Raw genomic sequence first — 22,975 nt, 5'->3', positions numbered from 1 at the left:
GCCGGTGCATTTGGTTATTTGAATAAGGCAAGCTATTCCGAAGAACTGGTAAAGGCTATCCGAAAGATCACTTCCCAAAAGCGCAAATATATTACAAATGAAGTGGCCGAACAGCTGGCCTCTCAAGTGGATCTCAACCAAGATACCTCCAGACATGAACAACTGTCGGACCGGGAATTCCAGGTTTTATGCATGATCGCATCGGGCAAAACCGTGGCAGAAATTGCGGAAGATTTTTCCCTGAGTCCCCAAACCATTCATACCTACCGAACCCGCGTCAAAGAAAAAATGAATCTGAATTCTAATGTAGAAATGGCGCAGTATGCTATTGAGAATAACCTGATAGATTAATGCCCACATGGAATAAGAACGTTACAGAATGCCTTTATTTTATAGCAGGAGGATATCACAGTATATTCGTTAAGCAAAATTGATGTTTCAAGGAACTTTGCAGAACTCTTTAATTTAGGGTTTTCTATCATAATTATAGGTTTGATTGAATATCGCAAATTTTCAGCCAACTTCCTTTTTAGTATATCGGATAACGCCACGGGCTCAGCATTCTGGATCAATAGATGACCCATAAGACGGGCGATATTCTTTTTAGAAATGTTTGAGTGGTTGTTTCAATTTACTATCCCATTCAATGACAAATCCAGCGGAGTGGCAAGAGCTTTCCATAAGGCAATATCAGAATTGAAATATTAATACCAGAACTTAAATAAAAATCTTATAGCTGGCTATTTTATGAGATGATTAAGGTCGTTATAACTTCCAACATTCAAATCTTTTTTTAGGCTTTTCTTCTGCCAAGGGGGATATGATTTGTTGTAAGGTAACATAATTGTCCGAAAACTCTAGGTTACAATGGACCAGTTTTTAGGGGGGAGGTCACATGCATCGAGAATAATTATCGGTCATTATTTAAAATTTTGGTAATTATTTATTAAATATAATGGGTTAAACAAAATGCGCTTTTTTAAAAAAATACTAGGGGTAGTGTATTTATGAATTACGAGGTAAAAGAACGTTACAATTGTGTGATTATTGAGCTGTCGGGGAACGTAATGGGTTGGTCCCCATGCCGAAACATTTCGGGATACCCTGCATGGACTTTTAGAGGATGATAAAAAGGAGGTTATTGTCGATCTAAGCAGTGTCAAATTCATGAATTCTTCGGGACTAGGGCTCCTTATAGGTGGTCTCACGACCATGCGCAATGCAGGTGGAGATCTTGTAATTTGTGGGGCAAACAAGAAGATTGAAAGTCTGCTCGTGATAACCAAACTGATTACAGTCTTCGATCATTACCGTACCCTGGAAGAAGCTGTCGAATCATACGAGGACAAAGAAAAAACGGAATAAGCGGTTTTAGATTTTCGTGTCGGCAGGGCGTGTGAATCGGGTATTAAAATGAAAAACACCGAAAGGCATGAAGCCTTTTGGTGTTTTTGTATAATTTAGTGTTTATCTCTTATCTCTTTCCAGTGTTTACAAACTGAATACACTGACCTTGGTTTTTGAAGCCGTAGTCAGCGTACCCGCCGTCCTTACAGTCATCTTTTGATAGTGACTTGTAGTGTGTATACACTTCAGCTTCTCCACCACGAAAATCAATGACATCAGATATATACTGCTCATTAGGGTCATTTACGGTGACATCCTGACTGATATCATCAACAAAGATATCCGGAACAGATCCTTCTGCATGTGAACTCGTACCAGTCACTGTGAGTATGGCCGGATCAGTCACACCGCCACCTTGACCAACGTTCATTCCGTGCCAACTGTGACCAGCTGTACTGATATTATGAGCGATTACTTCTGAGCCGTTGACTACCAGGCCAGTACGAGCATTATCCTTAAGGAATACATCGCTTACCAGGACTCCAGTAGATTCGTAGACGTTGATTCCGTGCAGATCTGTGCCGCCGGATCCATTGATGGTCAGATTGGATACAGTCACGTCACTGGCACCAATTACGCCAATTCCCGCGTTATTACCGTTACCAGTCTCAGTAAATGAGGTATGGATAGTATGGCCATTCCCATCCAGTGTTAACGAGCTACTGATCGTCACCTGACTGGATAGTGTAAAGTCACTTAGAAATGTTACTGTCTCGCCAGAACCGGCGTGATCAATTCCCTCTTGAATCTCGTTGTAGGGATTAGATTGGCTGCCATCTTCTGTGCCAGATGTATTCGCATCAACGTACACCACGCTTCCGCTATGAGCTGACTGGACTGGATTAATTTTTTGAATCTCGCTTGCGTCTTCATTTGGATATTGAATAGTGGAATCACATCCGATCATCGTGATGATCATCATGACAGAAAGGATGGAGATAATACTTAACTTATATTTGTTCATTTGAACCTCTGCTGGGAGTTTTGTGGGAATTATATTTTAAAAAAGTATAAGTGGCTGATATAATTATAAATAATGTTGCATTAATTATAATCAATGTCAAAAAAACAAACTAATATAGTTTTATAACAACTAAACTATCGTTCTATTTATTTGTAATAAAAATTAAACAAATAATAATAAAATATATTACATATAGAATATAGGATAAAAACTATTTGCGTTATCCATCAAAAAAATATAGGTTGTTTTTTTACTATAGAGAAAGAAAAAAGTTGAGAGTTATTTCTTAAGGAATAAACCTTAAGTATTTGTTGGTTATATTTTTAAAAGAGTTGGTATCGGGCGTAAGACCATGGGAGTACAAAAGTACAAAGGTTACATATTTTGGGTATGCATTCTTGCCGTATTATTATCTACAGAAGCTGCAGCGCAAACAGCGGATAACAAACTGAATACGGAGTTTAATCCTGAAATTTCAACGACCCCTTCCTCTCACATCCATTTATATCCAAGAGCTGATAAAGGGTATCAATCCAACCCATCCGGTCTTCTTCAGAATCCTTCATTCGGACAGGCATTGGCGGCCACCAATGCGGGAGAATCAGCAAACCCGGAAACCGCCTCGCTGACGGTAGGATATATAGCCGATGAGTTTAACGTAGAAAGCGAAAATGGTAGTTACCGGTTTAGGTTTCATGGGGAAGCTTCGGGTCTGATGCTTGCTTCAAAGTCTTATTCCCTGATGCTGAGTTACGGCACGGCCGGTGCCCAGGAAAATGATGGGGATATTCGGAGCATTACTGCAGATTTAAATCTGGGCGGCAACATTTCTATATTTCGTACATTCTTTGGCTTGCCTATCAGCGGTTTCATACCTATACGGACCAAACTGGGGTACTGGAATCTCAAACTTTTCGATAGACCCAATAGCGATTTAAACAGTACCGTCCATTTAGGGATGGGAAGCCATGGAGCAGGCCTGGGCGCTGAAGTACGGTTGCCAAGAGGGCTGCCCGTGCTCAAAGATAATGTAACGGCCTTCCCCCACATAGTGAAGAGTGTCGGGGGGCTCCGAGATTTTACACCGGCTGAAAACAACCTGCAATCAGAGGGCAAGGCATTAAGTGGGACGCGATTGACCAGAAGTACCGATTTTGCCTTTGAAGCTAAATTTGAGCAGCTACTTGGCAATACCGGCGTTACAGCGGGTTTACCCTCAGGTGGTTGCAGTGGACCGACGAAGAGGCTGAGGATGCCAAACAGATATTGGATGTAATCTCCGGCAAGCAGGAGGATAATGCTTCAAGGATGTGGTAACCTTGTATTCATTACATTTTTAAAAATAAATTGAAATATTATGCAAATAATAATAAGAGTATTCATCACGATAATGGTGGCAGGGGGGGTGATTGTAACGGGATGCCAAAAATCAACTGTAACCTCCTCCAAGGAGAGTTCAATCAGTCTAGCTGATGTGCCTGGCAGCACTCACAATACCAGTTCCAGTTGCGACCATACTGTACCGAATGATTATGGTTCCATTCAAGACGCAATAGATAATGCTTCATCGGATGACGTTGTATGCGTTGATGCGGGAACATTCCCCGAACAGCTAACGATTGATAAGGCATTAACCCTTCGCGGATCCGGCTACTCTTCAAGTGGTACTGTATTAGAGGGTACCGATAGCGGAACAGGACTGGAGGTGGCTTCCAGTAATGTCACTGTTGAAAAAATTCGAATTGAAGGATTCAATGACGGCATTGAACTTAGCAGTGCCATGTCAAATCTGCTGTTCAAGGATGTATACAGTGTTGAAAACACGACGCGTGGGATGACCATTGGTGGAGGGGCCGATCTTACTGGTATTACCATGGATGGTGTGAGTTTTAGTCATAATGAAGGCGATGGTATTCGTGCATCTACAGCCTCGAAGGTTGAGGATCTTACGATACGTGATAGCCATTTTGATAGTAATAGTGGTAGTCCGGCATCTTCGGGTATTGAAGTTTACCAAAATTCATCAAATCCCGGATACTTCACGAATGTACTCATTAAGCATACCACCTTTAACAATAATGGGGAGAAAGGTATGTATCTGGAGAAATTGAATAATGCGACCTTTGATAATATTACGGTCAACAGCAGCGGAACCAACTCCAACTATGGATTTAATAATGGTATAGATATTAACCTGAAATACGGGGATTATGAAAATATCACTATTAAAAATTCAACCATTACCAATAGCGGCCTCGATTCACCTGATGCTCCCAATCCGTTATTCCCAGCAGCTATTGCTATAAAGGCCCGTGACGATGGTAGCACCTATGGAACTAATCCTGCAACGCTCATTGGGGTAAACATCGTCCATACCACGATAACAGACAATGTTAGTGGCATCCGCTTAGGCGAACCGGGGAAAGAAAATGCTACCCCAACCAACGTGGAAATAACCAATTCAAATATCTACGACAATGTCCGCTATGGGGTCATCAATGAAACCCTATCAAAGGTATCTGCTACCTGTGATTACTGGGGCCATGCCACCGGTGCTATGCATGAGGATAATCCTAAAAAGAAGCCCAAAGGTGATATGGTAACCGACGGCGTTAACTTTATACCATGGTCTGTACGTCAAATTGGTCAGGGACAGAATCCTAGCAATGCATGTGTAGGGGGCAACAATAAGTAAATGGAAATCGAGTAGCTAAACTATATAAGTTTTTGGATGCCTAAAAAGCCCAGTACCTATCGGTACTGGGGGGAGTGTATACTGAACTCTGTCTGATGGTTTCCTTACAAAATAATTTTAAATAATTTTAATTGGTAAAAAAGGTCCTGCTCCCTCATACAGAACCAACCTGTTGTTAAAGCGTAAATTTCTCCATCCTTCTAAGAGCCACGGAATATATCTATGACCTCATCAAGAGCTTTCAATACCGGATCCAACCACCAAGGATTCCATGCCTTTTTAAGAAGTTCTTTAACACTATCCTGAACTGTTTCAGCATTATTTAGTTTAGAATCTATTGATATATCCTCGTTTGAGGCATCTGCAATTCCAGCATAGGCCATTAGTTCCTGTGGCATTCGTGATAATCTCAAGGATTCTGATATATTTCTTAGCTCAGTATCTGGGCGATTATCTCTTAATGCATCAATTGCATTCACGCTGACCTCCTCAAAAACCTTAATAAAAGGGTGATATTCTTCACTCTTATACTCCACGGATTCTTCAAGGAGCGTTTGATTAACCATAAGCAACCCCTCGAATGCATCGATAAAGTATTTTACAACTGTTTCGGGGTCTGCCTCCCGATCGTCCGTTATTTCTGCGAACTCATCCCAATTAACCTCAATACCCCTGCATGTTATCATAATATCCTCCCTATTCTATTAGTTTTTGTAAGCAGATTAAGTTCTATATTAGCCCGCCAACGTATTTTGTATTCTAATAAAAAATTATGTTACATGCCACTGACTATTTTTATCTTCAAATCCTTTCGTTAAGAAACAGGTTTTGTCATTGATCATTGTCAAGCGAACCTGGTTGAAATAGAATCCTTAAATCAATCACCCGTTAAAACTAATATATGTTCCCCTTCCGGAGCGCCAGTAAAATCAGAAAACAAATCTAATCCTTCCTGGGGAGCATCACCGGGTACAATCGCATAGAGCTGGATAGGAATATATATGTTCTCCTCCATGGCCAAGCAGAGAACGGGCCAGTCGCCTTTTCCTTCCATAATCCAGGTATCAACTTGTGATTTAAGATCAAATAAGGTATTAATTATAGGGCTTTCTTCTTCCATTCCTTCAAGGAGGAAGCTGTTTTTACCCTTGAGGCTTTTTATTACAGCAATTTCAATGTGTTTATTGGCTAATTTCGCGATACTATGGGCATTATTTTCCCAGAAGGGCATGCTTACTTTAACTTTGGGATAATATCCATGAGTATGATAGAAATCATTAATCTGCGAAAGTAAGAGATCAAAAGATAAGTTGGTGCCCATATTCTTATAGGTTCGTTGTTGGACAGTGCAATCCATTAGTAAAATGAATAACGAAGATATCCAAGCTTTTGATATCCCAGATTGTCTAACCAATTAAAGATTTTTCCTCAGGTAATAAGGGAAGGGTGAAAGTGCTTACGGCAAGATGGCAATTGCGCCAAAAACTGTTTGAAAGTAAATTCAATGAGAGTCAGATTATTTTTATTCCCTCTCCATGATCAAGCCAGGCGAAATACTACTGCCTGCTCATCTTATAATTATCAGTCCTGTAAATGCAATTCTCCTGACGAAAAGATAACGGCATTGCTTCTGATAACTACAGAGTCATCAATCAATTCGATTTCCATACTCCCTGTACGGGTGGAACTCTGATAGGCTTTCATCTTCTTTTTGTTCAATTTCTTGGCCCAATACTTAGATAAAAAGCTTTGAACCCCACCGGTAGCGGGATCTTCATCGGCCCCCGACCAAGGAAAAAAGTACCTGTACTCATAGTCATATTCATTTTGCTCCGATTGGGCCGTGACCAGCACACCATTAATGGATGTTTCAATATTTCTTAATACAGAAAAGATGGGCGCTAAGTTTTTAAGTACTTCGCTGCTTCCTATTTCAAGCATTACGATATTATGAAAAGAATTGTACTCGCAATTCAGAACTTCATTAATCCCCAAAGCTCTTTTTATGTCTTCATCTACGGTAGATTTCTCGGTACCGTGCTGTGGAAAATACATTTCTATTTGGTCCTGATTTTGAGAAATCTTCAGGGTATCATCAAAGTGGGTATGAAAAGTAATCTTCGACAGGTTTTTATACTCCGTAAATAACGCTTTAGATGAGGCCAATGTAGCATGTCCGCACAGGGGTATTTCTTGCGAAGGTGAAAAGTATCGGATATAAAAAGAATTGGTATTTAGCCCGAGCACAAAGGCGGTTTCTGAATATCCAAACTCTTTTGCTATCTCAAGCATTGTTTGTTTGCTTAGTTCATTTTGCAGGAGACAAACAGCAGCCTGATTGCCTTTGAAAAGTTCGGTCGTGAAAGCATCTATAATGTATGTTTTTATACTCATTATGTTCTGAATGATCCGTAGTTAATGGATATAGTATGCCGAATTAATCTTCTACTTCTACAATGACTTCTACCTCTACTGCTAAGTTCAATGGCAATGTGTGCATACTTACCGCGCTTCTGGCGTGCCGTCCTTTTTCGCCAAAAACGGAAACCATTAAATCGCTATACCCATTAATGACCTTTGCCTGATCAACGAAGTCGCTAGTGCAGTTTACCATCCCGAGAACCTTTACGATTCTTTTAACTTTGTTCAAATCTCCCAGTTCATCTTTTAACACGGCAATATGTTCAATGGCTACCAAACGTGCTGCATCGTACCCATGTTCTATAGTTAGGTCTTCCCCAACTTTTCCAGTTACGTAGGTGTCATCAGACTTTCTGGGACCTTTTCCAGAAAGAAACAATAAATCACCTGTTTGTACGCAGTTGACATAACTTGCAATAGGCTTTGAAACGTCATTTAATGAGATCGAAAGTTCTTTTAACTTTTGTTCTGGATCGTCTGCCATAATATGTAATGTTTAGTTAGTCATCCTGCTATGGTTATTACTGATTTTTTTTACTCGGTAGCCTCTATCAAATCGGGCGAGTTATTGCTGACTTTGCCAACCTTCCGGTCCACCTGGTGGAAATCAATCGCATCATCCGGAAACGGATTGAGTAGCTCTTTGAGTGACTTGGTGTTGTGATTGTCGGGATCCAGCCACTCCTCCCACTCCTCTTTAAGCAGCATCACCGGCATGCGGTCGTGTAGCTTACTCATTTTCTCGTTGGCCTCGGTCGTGATGATGGAATAGCTCGGTACCTTCTCTCCTTCCGGAGACTCCCATACGTTGTAGATGCCGGCAAAGGCAAATATTTTCTCGTGAGTCGGGTAAATGTAGAACGGCGTTTTGTTACCCTTCTCTCCCTTCCACTCATAAAACCCGGACGCTGGAACTAGGCAACGGTACCGCTCAAATGATTTGGAAAAGGACTTCTTGCTATCCACGCTTTCGGCTCGGGCGTTAATCATGCTATAGCCAACTTTCTTTTCTTTAGCCCAGAACGGCAGCAGTCCCCAACGGAAAGGCTGGATTGTCCGCCCACGGCTTTTATTTTCGCCAACCACCGGCATCCTGTGGCTGGGAGCAACATTATAGTTTGGCGTGAAATTCTCAAAGCCCTCCATCACCGCGTCAAACCACGCTTCCATGTCGGCTGCATCTTCCATTAACGTATATCGTCCACACATGATTTTAATATTTTATAGTCAGATGAAATAACCTTCTCCTAATCTTCGTTTCAATATATAAATAAATCCATAAGAATTATTGGTTATCAGCGGCCTTATCTATTAACTCATTTCTAACCTCGCGGGCCGACCTAATATCACAGTTATCACTCAACCGTGCTCGGTAAAAAATACCTTAGAGCTAGCATAAAGTGGTTTTTCAACAACTATGACAAAAAATGAGTTGAGGATTATTTATAGCATTGCACCCTACGATAGATCGGAATAAATCTAAGCAATCAACAATGAAGCGAAACGAAAAAATTACGGTATTGCTGGTGGACGATCATGAAATGATGCGTCAAGGGCTATGTAAAATAGTAAATGACCAGAAAGATATGGTGGTAATTGGTGAGGCATCCAACGGTAAAGAGGCCGTGGAATTGTGCCGGACAATTTCTCCTGATACTATCATTATGGATGTAAGCATGCCTGTAATGAACGGTATTGAGGCAACCAAGGTAATTAAATATCAGTTACCAAATGCACGGATCATTGGACTATCACTCCATGACAGCACGGCCATAATCCAGCATATGAGAAATGCTGGCGCAACGGCTTTCCTGAAGAAGGATGACGCATTTGAAACCCTGTGTAAAACGATTCGGACCATAGCATTTGCTTCTGAATAATAGCTTATTGGTAGGTCACAGCAATGATAAGATCTTCATCAGAAGATTAGGTTTTTATCTCTCATTTCTCTAAACTTGTAATATATTATCTGCCGACATGTAGTTGCTACAAGTAAGTAGACATTAAGAAATACTATTGATTGTCGGATGCTAATTATGTCACCAATCAAATTTGAAAAAGTACAAAAGAAGTGGCGACAGTTAATTTGAACTGGATATAAGCAACCAAATTTATATGTAGCAAATAGGGATTATCTTGAACCCACGTGAAAACATGATATGAGTAAGAAGGAGGTTGATCAAAGGGATACTACCTCTTCCGATTCATCTGAAGAGCAATATAATCTTAAGCTTGGTAAACCATATAAGGGACTAGAGAAGAGTATAGCAGGTACATTTTTTGTCGATCAAGAGTTTCAATTTAAAAACATCATTATGTCTGTCTCCAAACTGATCAATCTGAGTACCTGTGATGAGGATCTAAAAATTAATGATTTTACCCGGCTTCTTAAATATGAGGAGGTTACAAGCGATATAAAACAAGTATTCAAAGGTCGGGATATCATTAAAAAAGAATTGAAAGGAAAAGATGGCCGTTGGTTTCTTGTAGATTTACGTCCTCATACAACCGAAGACGACAATAAGGGTGTGATAATCACTTTTGTAGATGTTACCCAGCTTAATGAAGCGAAGAAAGAACTCGCAGAAAAGGTGGAGAAAATTAAAGAGCTGCAGCGGCAAATTATTAAAAATGATGTCGGTGACCGCTGGAGGTTAGGTCAATATCTGCACGACAATATCGGCCAATCGCTGGTATCGGCCCAACTTATGCTAAAAAGTGCTAAAAGTAAGATTGAGAGCGGTGAAAAAGATGTAGTAGAAGACATAGATAATGCATTAGATATGCTCCACCAGAGCACGAAAGATGTCCGTAGGTTATCCCATAGAATAGTGCCTGTAGATATCGATGAGAAGGGCATAATACAGGCCTTCAGTACCTTTGTCCAGCGACAGGAAAAAATGTATGATATTCACTGTGAGCTGATAAGCGATGACACTGTTGATTATCTTGACAATATTGAAACGGCAACCCACTTATTCCGCATTGCCCAAGAGGCAACTAAAAATGCAGTTGTTCACGGAAATGCAGAAAATGTTACCATTACATTAAAATCAGATAACAATTATTTGTATCTCACTATAGAAGACGACGGCACCGGTATTTCGGATTACGAGAAAGAAGAAAGTGGGATAGGCATACATATAATGCGCCACCGTGTTGAACTCCTCGGCGGAACATTTGAAATATTGGACACCTCGGATTCAGAAGGTAAAGGGGTAACAATTTCCTGTAAGCTTCCGATAGAAAAGTTATAGGAGTTTTTTTAAAATTCCTGCTATAGGTAGTTTGATGTAGCAGTCCTATAGAAAATTTTCCCTCATAAATAACCCAGACAGAGTTTAAGCCCGTATTGATTGGATTTTTTGGTTAATAACCAAGATCGGGAGGCTCCATCTCAGATGGATTTTTTGGAGCGGCCTGGGAACATATCTCTTGTATCCGGGGCTCGATCTTCAACTTCCAGACGGTACTGGAAACGGCAACACCCGGCCTCACTACAATAAGACCCGCAGCAATCGTCCTCGATGGGACCATTTTTTTGCTTCTTCCTAAACGCCATTGCTATTATTTATAACCGCTAACGTTACTTTCTGCTCCCAATTATAATAGGGACGATTTAGGAGAATAAAAATGAGATATGATTCATAGGTTGATTTTTCTATAACTTTATTCTAATCACTCAAGGAGCTATCTGCATTGGAAAATAGAATAAAATATTTAATTGGGTACTATTGGAGTGAGCTGGTTCAATCCTGAATTTCTTGGAGGATTAGGAGCCCTTTTCTAATGAGGAGAGTAAGAAAAGCCGGGACTGGCTTATTGAGATAAAAGTTCAGATGGAGTGGTTCAAGTAGTTGGCTCAAAATCCCTCTTAGTCAACTTCGGTTAACTCAGTTCTTTAGGATTCTCTCAGAATAGCCCCCGCCTTTTTGAACCAGGGTCAGCAAGCAACATCATTTTTTATTTTTTTTCTCTCAGAAACGGTACCCTGCCAATAAAACCACCCCCTACCTTTGAAAGCCGTATTTTTATTTTTAGGAAAATATTAAATCAGTGGGGGGTTATTATTATGAGAGAATCATTTTTGAGGATCGGATCTTCTTGCTCTAGTGCCAACTGTCACATGACAGGTAGTATTGTAAAGTGGAATTAAGCTCCCAGCTATCATACTTTAGCTTATAGGTCCTTCACCTCAAGTATCTTCGTCTATTGTGATGAATAATAAAATAATCAAGAAACATTGTTATGAAAAATTTGCTAATAGTAAGTAAAAAAATGGGCAAAATTTTCAAATAAATTTTTTATAATTGAAAAACACATTTAAATATAATAAGGATTATGAAAGTAACACTGAAAGATATAGCGGAAGAAACTGATTTTTCAATCTCAACAGTATCCCGGGCCCTGCGTGATATAAAAAAAGTTAGCAAAGCTAATAAGCAGATTATACTTCAAAAAGCCAAGGAGTTGGGCTATCCATTACAAAGCAATTCGAGCAAACGGAGGCGCGGAGACAATACACTTATCGCTTTAATTGTAGGATTCCATGTGGGAGAGTTTTACACATCTTTTTTTAACGGATTTATAAAGGCAGGCCAGAAAAGAAATGTAAATGTAAGCATGTTTAGCGCTCCCGCGTCCATTAAAGATCTTTGTAGTTTGATCAAGCAGCTGGATAACGCTGGATATTCCTCGGCTGCCCTGATGATTTCGACCTTGCATCATAACGATTAACAGCAGATCCTTGATACCATCCCGAGAGACTTTCCATTGGTTTCATGTTCCAACATCATTCGCCCAGTTTTAACTACGGTGACTTTTGATGCCTATATGGGAGGCAGTATAGTGGCCGATCATTTTGTGGAAAAGGAATACCCTTCAGTCGGATTTATAGAGGGACCGTCAAACAAACCGGGAGCACAATATAGGAAAAATGGATTCATTGATACGCTAAAAAATACCTCTGATGTCAAGGTTATATGGTCTAATAAAGGTAATTATAGTATAGAATCAGGGATTAAAGCATTTAACAATTTTGAAGGATTAAGTGCAAAGCCGAGAGCTATTTTTGCTGCAGATGATGCTACAGCAGTGGGATTTATGGAGTCTGCTCGTGAACGTGGGTATAAGTTTCCGGAAGATATTGCACTGGCAGGATACGATGATTTGCCTATCTGTGAATATCACTTTCCTAAAATAACTTCGGTTAGGACCAATTTTAATAAATTGGCTAATGTTGTCTTTAATGTGCTTGAAGAACAGTCGAATGAGCATATTACCCATGAAAGGGGACTGGTAAGCATGTTGCCGGTTGAATTAGTGGTTCGCCAATCTTCTTGACAACAAAAAGGAAAAATATAGTCAAATAAGGAAAAATATTTGCCCATCCATAAATATTTTTGTACCCTTTTTGTGGGAACTGAGGCATAAAAAAAGATCTGAAACTTTTAATGAAAAGTTTTGTGAAGGATCTCCGACGATGGAAGCATCGTGTAAAGAACTTCAGTTCTATAAAAGGTCAATTTGGGTTTGCGCACCTATCAAATCAAGTTACATGAAACAGATGGTGTAAGCCTACAATGGGTTACTTTTTGGATACTCCGTCCCTAAGGTTGACTACTGTCGCGCAGGACTGCTGCAATGACCAACTAGTCACAATGACTGTATGCAGTTGCAGGTATTACTTTGATTGTTAAAGCGTATCAAATGAGCTTAGAATCAGGCAAATGTTCAGTTATTAGGCAGGCCAGGTTGACTTCCATAACTTAAGCTGTGGTTATAAAAATCCTCTATAAATTTTAATACATTCAAATAAATGATTATGAATAGGAGATATTTACTGCTCTTGTTAACAGTTGGCGTGCTTTTTGGCTATACGACCGCTGGGTTCGCACAAAATACAACGATTCATGGTGAGATTACTGATGCACGGACTGGAGATACACTTCCCGGTGTCAATATCCTAGTGAAGGGGACCACCACAGGAACTTCTACGGACTCAGAGGGAAATTACGAGTTTACCGTACCATCACTGCAAGATACGTTAGTGATATCCTTTATAGGATACGAAACCCAAGAAGTGCCCATAAACGGACAAACCAACATTGATATTACGTTGGATCCGCAGGCTATTATGGGTGAAGAGATGGTAGTTGTGGGATATGGTGAGCAACAAAGAAACGATTTAACGGGTTCTGTTGAAAGTATAAATACTGAAGATCTTCCAACATCATCTGCAAAGAATCTTACTGAAGTGTTAAGTGGTAGAGTCGCTGGCTTGAATTTAACGGGAGGCAATAGTTCAGCAGGAGATCAAGCGTCACTACAAGTAAGGGGTCAGAACACATTGTCAGCAGGCAGTAGTCCTTTGATTGTGGTAGATGATATTATTTTTCATGGCAGCCTTAATGATATTAATATGGCCGATGTGGAGAATATTAATGTCTTGAAAGATGCCAGTGCGGCTGCAATTTATGGAGCCCAGGCCGCAAATGGAGTAGTAATTATTACCACCAAAGACGGAGGATCCGGAGAACCAACAATCAATTTTAATAGTTATGTTGGTGTCCAGGATCATACCAATCATCCGGTCGACTATATGAATGGGCAGGAGTATGCTGAGAGACTGGTCAATTATCAATACATTGCGGACTTGTATAATTGGTACGATACCAATCCAACCGGTCCTGAGGACAATGGAGGAAGACCGGCTTATCCAGATATTTCAGATCCTGATGTGGTAACAAGCTATCTTAAGTCACAAGAAGAAGTAGAACATTATCTTGCAGGAGATGAAGTAGATTGGATGAATGAAATTACGAGAACGGCCCCCGTTCAAAATTACAATCTAAATGTGTCGGGGGGGACCGAAAATATGAATTATTACGTATCTGGTTCGCATACAGTAGAAAAGGGAGTTCTGAAAAATGATGATTTTACACGGAATACACTGGCTACCAAAGTGAATGCAGATGTTACGGATTGGATGACGGTAGGTGTAAATTCATCATATTCTAATCGTGATTATTCAGGCATATCGGCATCCTTGAACTCTGCTGAAACCGTAACCCCTCTAGCAAGTGTGGTGGATGAAAATGGCAACTATCCAACCCGATATAATTCAGAGTCTTTCATGGCTCATCCACTACGATATAACCTTATAGATAATAAGGATGTTCGAAACTATTTTTCAATTAAACCCCATGCAGAAATTGAAATACCTCCCATTGAGGGGTTAAGTCTGGATTTAAATTATTCCTATAATCTTAATACAAGGACTAACAAGACAAGTCGTCCTGATGAAGTACAAGAGGCGCTTGCAACAGGAGGGGAGGTTGAAGCATCAAATTTCGAGGAAACAAATACGTTAATAAACAGTATTGCTCATTATGATCGCGACTTTGCAAGAGATCATTCGGTGAATCTTACCCTGTTATTTAGCCGAGAACAGCGTGAAGGGGAAAGCTCAAGTTTATATGCAGAGAGATTTGACAATCAATCACTTGGTTATAATGCTCCATCTTTTGGGCAGAATTCGACTGTAGGAGGAGGAGCATATGAAGAAACCAGTCTTGCCTATATGACTCGTTTAAATTATGGGTTTAAGGATAAATACCTTCTTACAGGGACCATACGAAGAGATGGTTATTCAGGTTTTGGCTCAAATAATAAGTATGCAACATTTCGATCTATATCAACGGCCTGGGTAATGTCAAACGAACGTTTTATGAGTGGCATTGATTCTGAGGATCTGTTAAAGTTACGAATTTCCTATGGGGAAAATGGAAATCAGGGCGTCGGACGGTACGCAAGTTTACAAAGGCTGAGTACGGCGGCATATGTTCACGGGTCTACCCGGACTATTGGCCTCTTTGCTTCTTCTTTGGGCAATAGTAATTTATCTTGGGAAACAACGAGCTCGCTGAATGTCGGCGTCGACTATAGTTTCTTGAAAAGCAGGCTATCTGGAACAGTTGACCTTTATACCTCGCAGACAAAAGATGTATTGGTTCGGAGAACTCTCCCGGGTGCGACAGGCTACCAGAACGTTTGGACAAATATTGGAGCCATTGATAATAAGGGAATTGATGTAAGTTTGTCTACTGTAAACGTAAAGGGTTCCCTGCGATGGGAAAGCAATTTTATTTTTTCCTTAAACAGGGATAAGCTGTCCAAACTGTATGGAGATGGAGAAGATGATATTGGAAATCAATGGTTTGTTGGAGAGCCGATTAGCGCTATCTATGATTACAAGCGTACGGGAGAGCTATGGACAGAAGAAGATTTGTATAATGGAGATATTGATAAAGGATTTTATCCCGGACAATTTAAATTGGAAGATTTAAATAATGACGGAGAAATCACAGCTGGAGCAGATCGGACTATTGTTGGATATGGGAAGCCAAATTATCGTTTTAGTATATCCAATAGCTTATATTATGGTAATTTTAGCCTATCCTTCCTCTTGAGGTCAATACAAGGAGGCAGTGACTACTTTATAAGAAACAACAGGGAGTTACTTGAAGCCTCCTCAGATTTTGACTACGCTCAGAGAGTGAATCAGCCAGCCGTTCGAGAATACTGGACACCATTTAATGGCGTGACAAATGCTCCCGCAGTTTACAATTATCCATCTGTGGAGTCGGGACATTATCAAAACAGAAGTTTTATCAGACTGCAGAACGTATCGCTTAGATATAATTTTGATAAAAGTATCTTGACATCTGTAGGAGTCAAAGGGTTGCAGGTCTATGTGAACGGGAAAAATCTATATACCTGGACCAATTGGTCAGGGTATGATCCTGAACTTGCATCCCAGAATGCACTTATGATGAGAAGTATTACTGCGGGTGTGGATTTAAGTTTTTAATTGGATTTTATGAATACACCTACGCAGCTTTTACTGTAATAGTTCAGTCTTTTAAGGGTAAAATTAAATAGAAACCAAGATTTTGAAAACTATGAAAAATATAAATTATTTCCTGGGCATAATTATTTTGTTGCTCATTACTTCAAGTTGTGATGATAGTGCCCTTGTGAGTACTCCGCGTGATTTCCTTACCCCAAGCAATGCTTATAACACGCCATCGGGAATCGAGCAGGGAATAACTGGGTTGTATAACGATGTTCGTGACAAATGGTATAGAAATCGCATCAGTTCACAGTCGTACGGCTTGTTTGGAATGGGGACAGATGTTGCCTATGATGGCGAAAATCCCCAGGGCCAGCGGTTTTTAACCAATTATCAGACAAGCGTCACCCCTCAACAAGAAGAAATTGCCCAGTGGTGGCGTTACCTTTATGCAGAAATCCAACAGGCGAACACCCTTATCAGGGCGGTTAACAATTTAGATGAAAACTCAATAGAAAGTTCTGAAAAAAATCATTACCTGGCAGAAGCCAGATTCTTTAGAGCATTTGCTCACCGCCTGGCAGTTGTCTTATGGGGCGATGTACCACTGGTAACGGATGTAATTGAAGGCGAAAAAACTGATTTTGTGAGAACACCGAAGGCGGATGTGTACGAGCAGATTGAAAAAGATCTTCTTTTTGCCACTGAACATCTGCCGGTTCCAGGATCGGAACCCGCTCCAGGGAGATTAACGCAAGGGGCAGCATGGCATTTATTAACAAAAGCTTATCTTGGACAAGATAAATTTCAATTGGCTGTTGAATCCTCTTCCCATGTAATTGATGACTACAATTACGAATTAATGAAGGAACGTTTCGGAAGTCAAAGAGACTTCATGGGGCCAGGCAATGTTTATGCCGATTTGTTCAACTATGATAATCAGAATACTTCAGAAAATACGGAAACTATTTGGGCAATACAGTTTGAGCCAAATGTAGAAGGAGGCAGTTCCAACTACTGGGCGGGAATCTTTGGTCCCCGACCCTCAAAATGGGGGAATACGCCTGATGGATATGCTGCCTACTCGCCGCAATTTCAGGATTCACTGGGGGAAGGTGTGGCACGAGCAAGAGGAACCAATTTAACAAATTATAAGATTTGGGAGAGTGACTGGAATAATGACATCAGAAACGCTAAAATTAATATCAAGCGAAAATATTATTTTGATAACCCAAAGTCGGAGTATGACGGACAAGTGATTAAATCTTCTCTGTATGATGCTGGTGATAGAACCGTTTGGAAGGACACCAGTAATTATATATATCCATTTTTCTTAAAGACCTTTTCACCGGTTTATCAAGCGCAAACCTTAGGAATAAACCCAGCCGAAGGTGGGGGAGGGAGTATTTATACAGATTTTTATGCCATGCGGTTGGCTGAGACGTATCTTTTGCGTGCTGAAGCTCATATTGGCATGGGGAATAAAACTTTAGCAGCAAAGGATATTAACGTTGTCAGGGAAAGAGCAGAGGCTACTCCTGTTTCTCCCGGGGACGTGGATATCGATTACCTGTTAAATGAACGCGTAAGAGAACTTTACACGGAAGAAATGAGATTAATTGTATTGATGAGAATGGATAAACTCGTCGAACGGACACGAGAATACAATGATAATCCGTTTAGACAAGGGGCCAATATTCAGGATCATAATAAGCTGTTTCCGATTCCCCAGCAGCAAATTGATTTAAATAATAACGCCGAGTTTAAGCAAAATCCGGGGTACTGAGACCAAACTAAAACAACCCAAAATCGTATTGATGAAAAACAGCAAGATAATACTCGGTTTATTAGCGCTGGTATTGTGTTCTTTCGCAGACAGTAAGGGACAAGCGCCGGATAAGGAGGCATACCAACAGGAAAAACGATCGGAAATATGGAAGAAGATAGCTCCCTATTTTAATCCGCCGGAGAAATATGCAAATGAATACGGCGATTATCGTCCCCTGTTGGAATTCTATGACGGGCAGCCCGTGGAAACTAAGCAGCAGTGGCAAAAGAGAAGAGAGGAGATCCAAAACCGGTGGCACCATTTGATGGGCGAGTGGCCGCCCCTGTTAAAGGATCAGGAACTGGAAATCATTGATACTGAACAGCGCGAGGATTTTACCCAGCACCGGGTTCGGTTTGAATGGTCACCTGGCGAAACCACAGAGGGGTATTTGCTTGTTCCCGGCGGCGAGGGACCTCATCCGGCTGTTGTTACCGTCTATTATGAACCGGAAACCGCTATCGGGGAAGGCAAGGCGAACCGTGACTACGCCTACCAGCTGACCAAAAGAGGATTTGTAACCTTGTCACTCGGCACGACCGAAGCCACGGAGAAAAGAACGTACGCGCTTTACTACCCGACTATTGAAGAGGCCCGGGTCGAACCGCTTTCCATGCTTGGCTATGCTGCCTCGAACGCCTGGCACGCCCTTGCCAAAGTGTCGGAGGTTGATTCGACACGGATCGGGATTATGGGTCATTCTTTCGGCGGAAAATGGGCAATGTTCGCCTCTACGCTCTTTGATAAGTTTGCCGCTGCAGTATGGTCGGATCCGGGTATCGTTTTTGAACAAACGCGTCCCAGTATAAACTACTGGGAGCCGTGGTACTTGGGGTATCACTCGCCTCCTTGGCGGGAAAGAGGCTTACCCACCGAAGAGAATCCAGCCCGGGGATTATATCCCGAACTAATAGCCGAGGGGTATGATCTCCACGAGCTGCATGCCCTGATGGCGCCGCGCCCGTTTTTAGTATCGGGAGGTTCCGAGGATCCCCCCAAGCGCTGGGTTCCTCTGAATCACACGATAGCAGTTAATGAACTGCTGGGCTATGACAACCGGGTGGCCATGACCAACCGGCCTGAGCATTCGCCCAATGAACAAGCAAATGAGATTGCTTATTTGTTTTTTGAGTACTTCTTGAAATATAACGGAATCGATTCCGGCTCGGGGGGATCATAATTTATTAATAGTTTATTTTAATAATTTATTGGAAGGGGCTTTTGGAAACCAGGAATTTTGTTCAAAATTAGGCCTGGGAGTGGTTTAAATCGCAATATGTAGCATTATGTGAGGATTTCAACCGACCGATAACACCGATATTGGCCAAAAGAACAGTTGTGCAAAGGCTTCTGCATTTTGTTCTTATTTTTAAATGAGAACCCGGCGTAGGATCTGAAACTGGCTAAGGCAAGTGACAGGAAGAGGTAACACAAGCAGAAATTACTATTAAATAAATCATAGTACCATGGATAATAATATTGAACGAAGAGAATTTCTTAAAAAAATTTCAACGTTGGGATTAGGTATGGGACTTGTCGGTGCCGGTGCTCCCCGGGTCTTTGCCGGGGGGTCTCCCAATAAAAAAATAGTGGTAGGAGTGATGGGGACCAATAGCCGTGGAGCCGCTCTGGCAGAAGGCTTTGCTCGGTTGCCGGGCGCTGAAGTTGCTTATATCTGTGATGTTGATGAGAAAGCCATGGCAAATGGCATCAAGGCCGTGGAAGAGGGTGGACAAAAGAAAAAGCCAAAAGGTGTAAAAGATTTTCGGAGAATTTTAGACGATAAAGCCTTGGATGCACTGGTAATTGGAGCCCCCGATCACTGGCATGCTCCCGCGGCTATACTTGCACTGAAAGCGGGTAAGCATGTTTATGTTGAAAAACCGTGCAGCCATAATCCCCATGAAGGAGAATTGTTGGTAAAAGCAGCCAAAAAGTATGACAAAGTTGTGCAAATGGGCAACCAGCGACGTTCCTGGCCCAATGTTATACAGGGAATTAATGAAATAAAGGATGGCGCCATTGGAGAGACCTATTTTGCTCGCGCCTGGTATGCCAATACGCGCGAGCCGATTGGCCACGGCAAGAAAACTTCGGTTCCATCCGGATTGGATTTCGACCTTTGGCAAGGCCCGGCTCCCCGCATGGAATATCAGGATAATCTACTTCATTACAACTGGCATTGGTTCTGGCATTGGGGGACCGGAGAACTTCTCAATAATGGGACCCATTTTATTGATTTGTGCCGGTGGGGACTTGAGGTTGACTATCCCTTGCAGGTAAGCTCCAACGGAGGGCGATACGCCTATGACGACGACTGGGAGACCCCCGATACACAAACAGCGTCCTATGATTTTGAAGGAGGAAAAACGATATCCTGGGAGGGAAGGAGCTGTAATGGTCAGCCGATTGGAGGACATGGGGTCGGAGCTTCATTTCACGGGACCGAAGGAACAATTGTGATACATCCAGGCAATGGATATACCCTTTTTGATAATAATGGGAATGAAGTAAAAGAGGTCTCCATGGATAGTAATAACGAGCTGGATACGACCGGGCCAGGATACGACCGGGATGCCGTTCATTTTACCAATTTTACCGATGCGATTCGCAGCAGTGACAGCAGCAATTTAAATTCACCCGTTGAAGACGGGAATAAGAGCGTATTGCTCTGCCAGCTGGGCAATATTGCTTATCGAACAGGTAGAACACTCGACTGTGACCCGGACACGGGAAAAATAGTAGATGATAAGGAAGCAATGAAACTGTGGAAACGAGAGTATGAACCGGGTTGGGAACCTACCGTATAAAATTTATGGCATTAGGCGTTTGTGAGCTCTGAAAGTCGTCCTCCCCACAATAACTTAAAAAAGATAAATAAATTAGAGTATGGATACTTCTGTAAACCGCCGAAACTTCATTAAACTTGCTACAACAGCCGGGATAGGAATGGGGTTGCAGGGCCCTTCTTCATTATTGGGGAGTGCAACTTCGACCAAAGATACCAAAGTGGGGATTATAGGGTTGGACACTTCCCATAGTATAGCGTTTACTAAAGCATTAAATGATCCGAATGCAGCTTCTGATATTGCTGGATTTCCCGTGGTTGCTGCTTATCCCAAAGGAAGTTTGAAAATTGAATCAAGCTATAGTAGAATCCCAGAATATACCGAACAGGTTAAAGAGATGGGTGTTGATATTGTAGACTCCATTGATGAATTACTGGACCGGGTAGATGTAGTCTTGCTGGAAACAAACGATGGAAACCGACACCTGGAACAAGCACTTCCTGTCTTTAAAGCTGGCAAGCCCGTATTTATAGATAAGCCGATTGCGGGTTCCCTGTCCGATGCTATGGCCATCTTTGAGGCGTCCGAGCGCTATGGAGTGCCGACATTTTGTTCATCTTCCCTGAGATATATGGAGAATGCTCAGGCAATCAGAAATGGTAAGGCGATTGGTAACGTAACGGGTGCCACCACATATAGCCCTGCAGAATTTGAAAAGACGCACCCAGATCTTTTTTGGTACGGTATTCATGGAGTGGAAACCCTTTTTACCGTTATGGGTACGGGATGTGAAAGCGTAGTCCGGGTTCATACTGAAGGTACTGATCTAGTAGTTGGTACTTGGGATGATGGTCGTATAGGCACATTCCGGGGACTACGCACGGGTGAGTCCGGTTATGGAGGCACAGCTTTTGGAGAAAAGGGTCAAGCTCAGATCGGACCTTACGGGGGATATCGGCCACTACTGGTAGAGATCGTGAATTTCTTTCGTACGGGCCAGCCACCTGTAAGTCCGAAAGAAACATTGGAGATCTATGCTTTTATGGAAGCAGCTGATGAGAGCAAAGATCAGGGCGGGGCCTCGGTGGATCTGAACAAAATGATGGGCAAGTACGAGAATAATGGATGATACATCAATCATTGAATCTTTTGGATTATTGCCGGTGAAACTGGCAAGTTTGATAAGAATGGCACACCATTATTTTTCAAACTTTCAATAACATCTGTTCGGCCAGCAGTTAATATATTCTGGCATAGAAGTTTTATTTCTCTTCGCTGTGGCGCTTTCACTATTTTAATAATTATAATCAAGCTTTATGCAACAACTTGATTGGATTGTCATATTTCTGTTTTTCTTAGTCATGGTTTTTATCGGGTTCTGGTCGTTTCGGGAGGTCGATGATTCGGGAGACTTTTTCGTAGCGGGGGGTAAGTTGCCCTGGTGGCTTTCAGGGATTTCCCACCACATATCCGGTTACAGCGGTGCCGTATTTGTCGCTTATGCGGGACTCGCATATACCCATGGCTTTGCGATCTACGTATGGTGGGCGTTAACGATAGCTATAGGAATTTTTGTGGGAGCCATTCTGATTGCGCCGCGGTGGACACGATTGCGCTCTAATTTTAATATAGAGTCGCCCACAGAATATTTGAAAACCCGATACAACCTGCCTACCCAGCAGCTGATGGCCTGGTCGGGCGTGCTGCTCAAACTGTTTGATGTGGGGGCGAAATGGGCGGCGATTGCTGTTTTGCTGAAAGGGTTTACCGGAACCCCGCTGATATACGGGATCCTGCTGGCCGGGGGGATCTCCCTGATTTATATAACCGTAGGCGGGTTATGGGCCGACGTGTGGACCGACCTGGCCCAGTTTGTTGTTCAGATCGTTGCCGGTATCATCATGTTTGTCATAGTACTGAATATGCTGGGCGGAGTCGATTCTATTTTCACGATGTGGGATCAGCTGCCGGAGGGCAACGGACAGCTTTTCAATGACCCGTATACCCCGGGCTTTGC

The 22,975-nt window shown here is 41.8% G+C and carries 20 protein-coding genes; 14 read left to right on the top strand and 6 right to left on the bottom strand.

Translation table 11 applies throughout. The annotated features are described in order from the left end of the window. A partial coding sequence (locus tag BUB16_RS20000) for a LuxR C-terminal-related transcriptional regulator (RefSeq protein WP_244545748.1) occupies nucleotides 1–351 on the top strand: 351 nt, incomplete at its 5' end. Nucleotides 352–1,104: 753 nt separating this feature from the next. After that, a complete protein-coding gene (locus BUB16_RS21980; RefSeq protein WP_350354149.1) occupies nucleotides 1,105–1,365 on the top strand; it encodes an STAS domain-containing protein in 261 nt (86 codons plus the stop codon). 109 nt (nucleotides 1,366–1,474) lie between these two features. Here the strand turns inward: BUB16_RS21980 and BUB16_RS19985 are convergent, their stop codons facing one another. Continuing rightward, complete coding sequence (locus BUB16_RS19985) at nucleotides 1,475–2,371, bottom strand: right-handed parallel beta-helix repeat-containing protein (RefSeq protein WP_073068442.1); 897 nt, start codon at nucleotides 2,369–2,371, stop codon at nucleotides 1,475–1,477. Nucleotides 2,372–2,723: 352 nt separating this feature from the next. On the opposite strand from BUB16_RS19985, the gene BUB16_RS19980 reads away from it, so the two are divergent. After that, nucleotides 2,724–3,647, top strand: a complete 924-nt coding sequence (locus BUB16_RS19980; RefSeq protein ID WP_073068440.1) for a hypothetical protein — start codon at nucleotides 2,724–2,726, stop codon at nucleotides 3,645–3,647. Between the two features lie 81 nt (nucleotides 3,648–3,728). Then, nucleotides 3,729–5,066, top strand: coding sequence for a right-handed parallel beta-helix repeat-containing protein (locus BUB16_RS19975; RefSeq protein ID WP_084088474.1), 1,338 nt, complete (start codon nucleotides 3,729–3,731; stop codon nucleotides 5,064–5,066). A 200-nt stretch (nucleotides 5,067–5,266) separates the two neighbouring features. Here the strand turns inward: BUB16_RS19975 and BUB16_RS19970 are convergent, their stop codons facing one another. The 5 genes from BUB16_RS19970 to BUB16_RS19950 all read right to left on the bottom strand — a co-directional run bounded on the left by BUB16_RS19970 (nucleotide 5,267) and on the right by BUB16_RS19950 (nucleotide 8,696). Beyond that, on the bottom strand, nucleotides 5,267–5,752 hold the full coding sequence (locus tag BUB16_RS19970) for a hypothetical protein (RefSeq protein ID WP_073068436.1): 486 nt from the start codon (nucleotides 5,750–5,752) through the stop codon (nucleotides 5,267–5,269). 191 nt (nucleotides 5,753–5,943) lie between these two features. Next, entirely contained in the window at nucleotides 5,944–6,387 is a 444-nt protein-coding gene (locus BUB16_RS19965; RefSeq protein ID WP_073068434.1) for a hypothetical protein, read from the bottom strand. Nucleotides 6,388–6,647: 260 nt separating this feature from the next. Continuing rightward, nucleotides 6,648–7,460, bottom strand: coding sequence for a PhzF family phenazine biosynthesis protein (locus BUB16_RS19960; RefSeq protein WP_073068432.1), 813 nt, complete (start codon nucleotides 7,458–7,460; stop codon nucleotides 6,648–6,650). 43 nt (nucleotides 7,461–7,503) lie between these two features. Then, complete coding sequence (locus tag BUB16_RS19955; protein WP_073068429.1) at nucleotides 7,504–7,971, bottom strand: RidA family protein; 468 nt, start codon at nucleotides 7,969–7,971, stop codon at nucleotides 7,504–7,506. Between the two features lie 50 nt (nucleotides 7,972–8,021). Continuing rightward, nucleotides 8,022–8,696 (bottom strand): SOS response-associated peptidase, encoded by a 675-nt coding sequence (locus BUB16_RS19950; protein WP_073068428.1) that lies wholly within the window; start codon nucleotides 8,694–8,696, stop codon nucleotides 8,022–8,024. 284 nt (nucleotides 8,697–8,980) lie between these two features. Between BUB16_RS19950 and BUB16_RS19945 the strand changes: the two genes are divergently transcribed. From BUB16_RS19945 to BUB16_RS19900, 10 genes are all read left to right on the top strand, one after another. Continuing rightward, nucleotides 8,981–9,367: a response regulator gene (locus BUB16_RS19945; RefSeq protein ID WP_139240396.1), complete on the top strand. Its 387-nt coding sequence runs from the start codon at nucleotides 8,981–8,983 to the stop codon at nucleotides 9,365–9,367. Nucleotides 9,368–9,646: 279 nt separating this feature from the next. After that, nucleotides 9,647–10,744 (top strand): ATP-binding protein, encoded by a 1,098-nt coding sequence (locus BUB16_RS19940; protein ID WP_073068424.1) that lies wholly within the window; start codon nucleotides 9,647–9,649, stop codon nucleotides 10,742–10,744. Nucleotides 10,745–11,828: 1,084 nt separating this feature from the next. Further along, entirely contained in the window at nucleotides 11,829–12,224 is a 396-nt protein-coding gene (locus BUB16_RS19935; protein ID WP_073068422.1) for a LacI family DNA-binding transcriptional regulator, read from the top strand. 36 nt (nucleotides 12,225–12,260) lie between these two features. Then, nucleotides 12,261–12,830, top strand: coding sequence for a LacI family DNA-binding transcriptional regulator (locus BUB16_RS19930; protein WP_073068420.1), 570 nt, complete (start codon nucleotides 12,261–12,263; stop codon nucleotides 12,828–12,830). A 481-nt stretch (nucleotides 12,831–13,311) separates the two neighbouring features. Continuing rightward, nucleotides 13,312–16,359, top strand: a complete 3,048-nt coding sequence (locus BUB16_RS19925) for a SusC/RagA family TonB-linked outer membrane protein (protein ID WP_170864479.1) — start codon at nucleotides 13,312–13,314, stop codon at nucleotides 16,357–16,359. 91 nt (nucleotides 16,360–16,450) lie between these two features. Further along, nucleotides 16,451–18,127, top strand: a complete 1,677-nt coding sequence (locus tag BUB16_RS19920; protein ID WP_073068415.1) for a RagB/SusD family nutrient uptake outer membrane protein — start codon at nucleotides 16,451–16,453, stop codon at nucleotides 18,125–18,127. A gap of 31 nt (nucleotides 18,128–18,158) precedes the next feature. Beyond that, the gene (locus BUB16_RS19915) at nucleotides 18,159–19,349 is read left to right on the top strand and encodes a prolyl oligopeptidase family serine peptidase (RefSeq protein ID WP_073068413.1); all 1,191 of its coding nucleotides are present in this window, start codon (nucleotides 18,159–18,161) and stop codon (nucleotides 19,347–19,349) included. A 286-nt stretch (nucleotides 19,350–19,635) separates the two neighbouring features. Further along, complete coding sequence (locus BUB16_RS19910) at nucleotides 19,636–20,979, top strand: Gfo/Idh/MocA family protein (protein ID WP_073068411.1); 1,344 nt, start codon at nucleotides 19,636–19,638, stop codon at nucleotides 20,977–20,979. A 79-nt stretch (nucleotides 20,980–21,058) separates the two neighbouring features. Then, the gene (locus tag BUB16_RS19905; protein WP_073068409.1) at nucleotides 21,059–22,087 is read left to right on the top strand and encodes a Gfo/Idh/MocA family protein; all 1,029 of its coding nucleotides are present in this window, start codon (nucleotides 21,059–21,061) and stop codon (nucleotides 22,085–22,087) included. A 187-nt stretch (nucleotides 22,088–22,274) separates the two neighbouring features. Then, a partial coding sequence (locus BUB16_RS19900; RefSeq protein ID WP_211483247.1) for a sodium:solute symporter family transporter occupies nucleotides 22,275–22,975 on the top strand: 701 nt, incomplete at its 3' end.

It is taken from the genome of Fodinibius roseus (assembly GCF_900129315.1).
Classification (GTDB): domain Bacteria; phylum Bacteroidota; class Rhodothermia; order Balneolales; family Balneolaceae; genus Fodinibius; species Fodinibius roseus.
The sequence above is the reverse complement of the archived record's forward strand: the minus strand, read 5'-3'. Positions and strand labels throughout refer to the sequence as shown.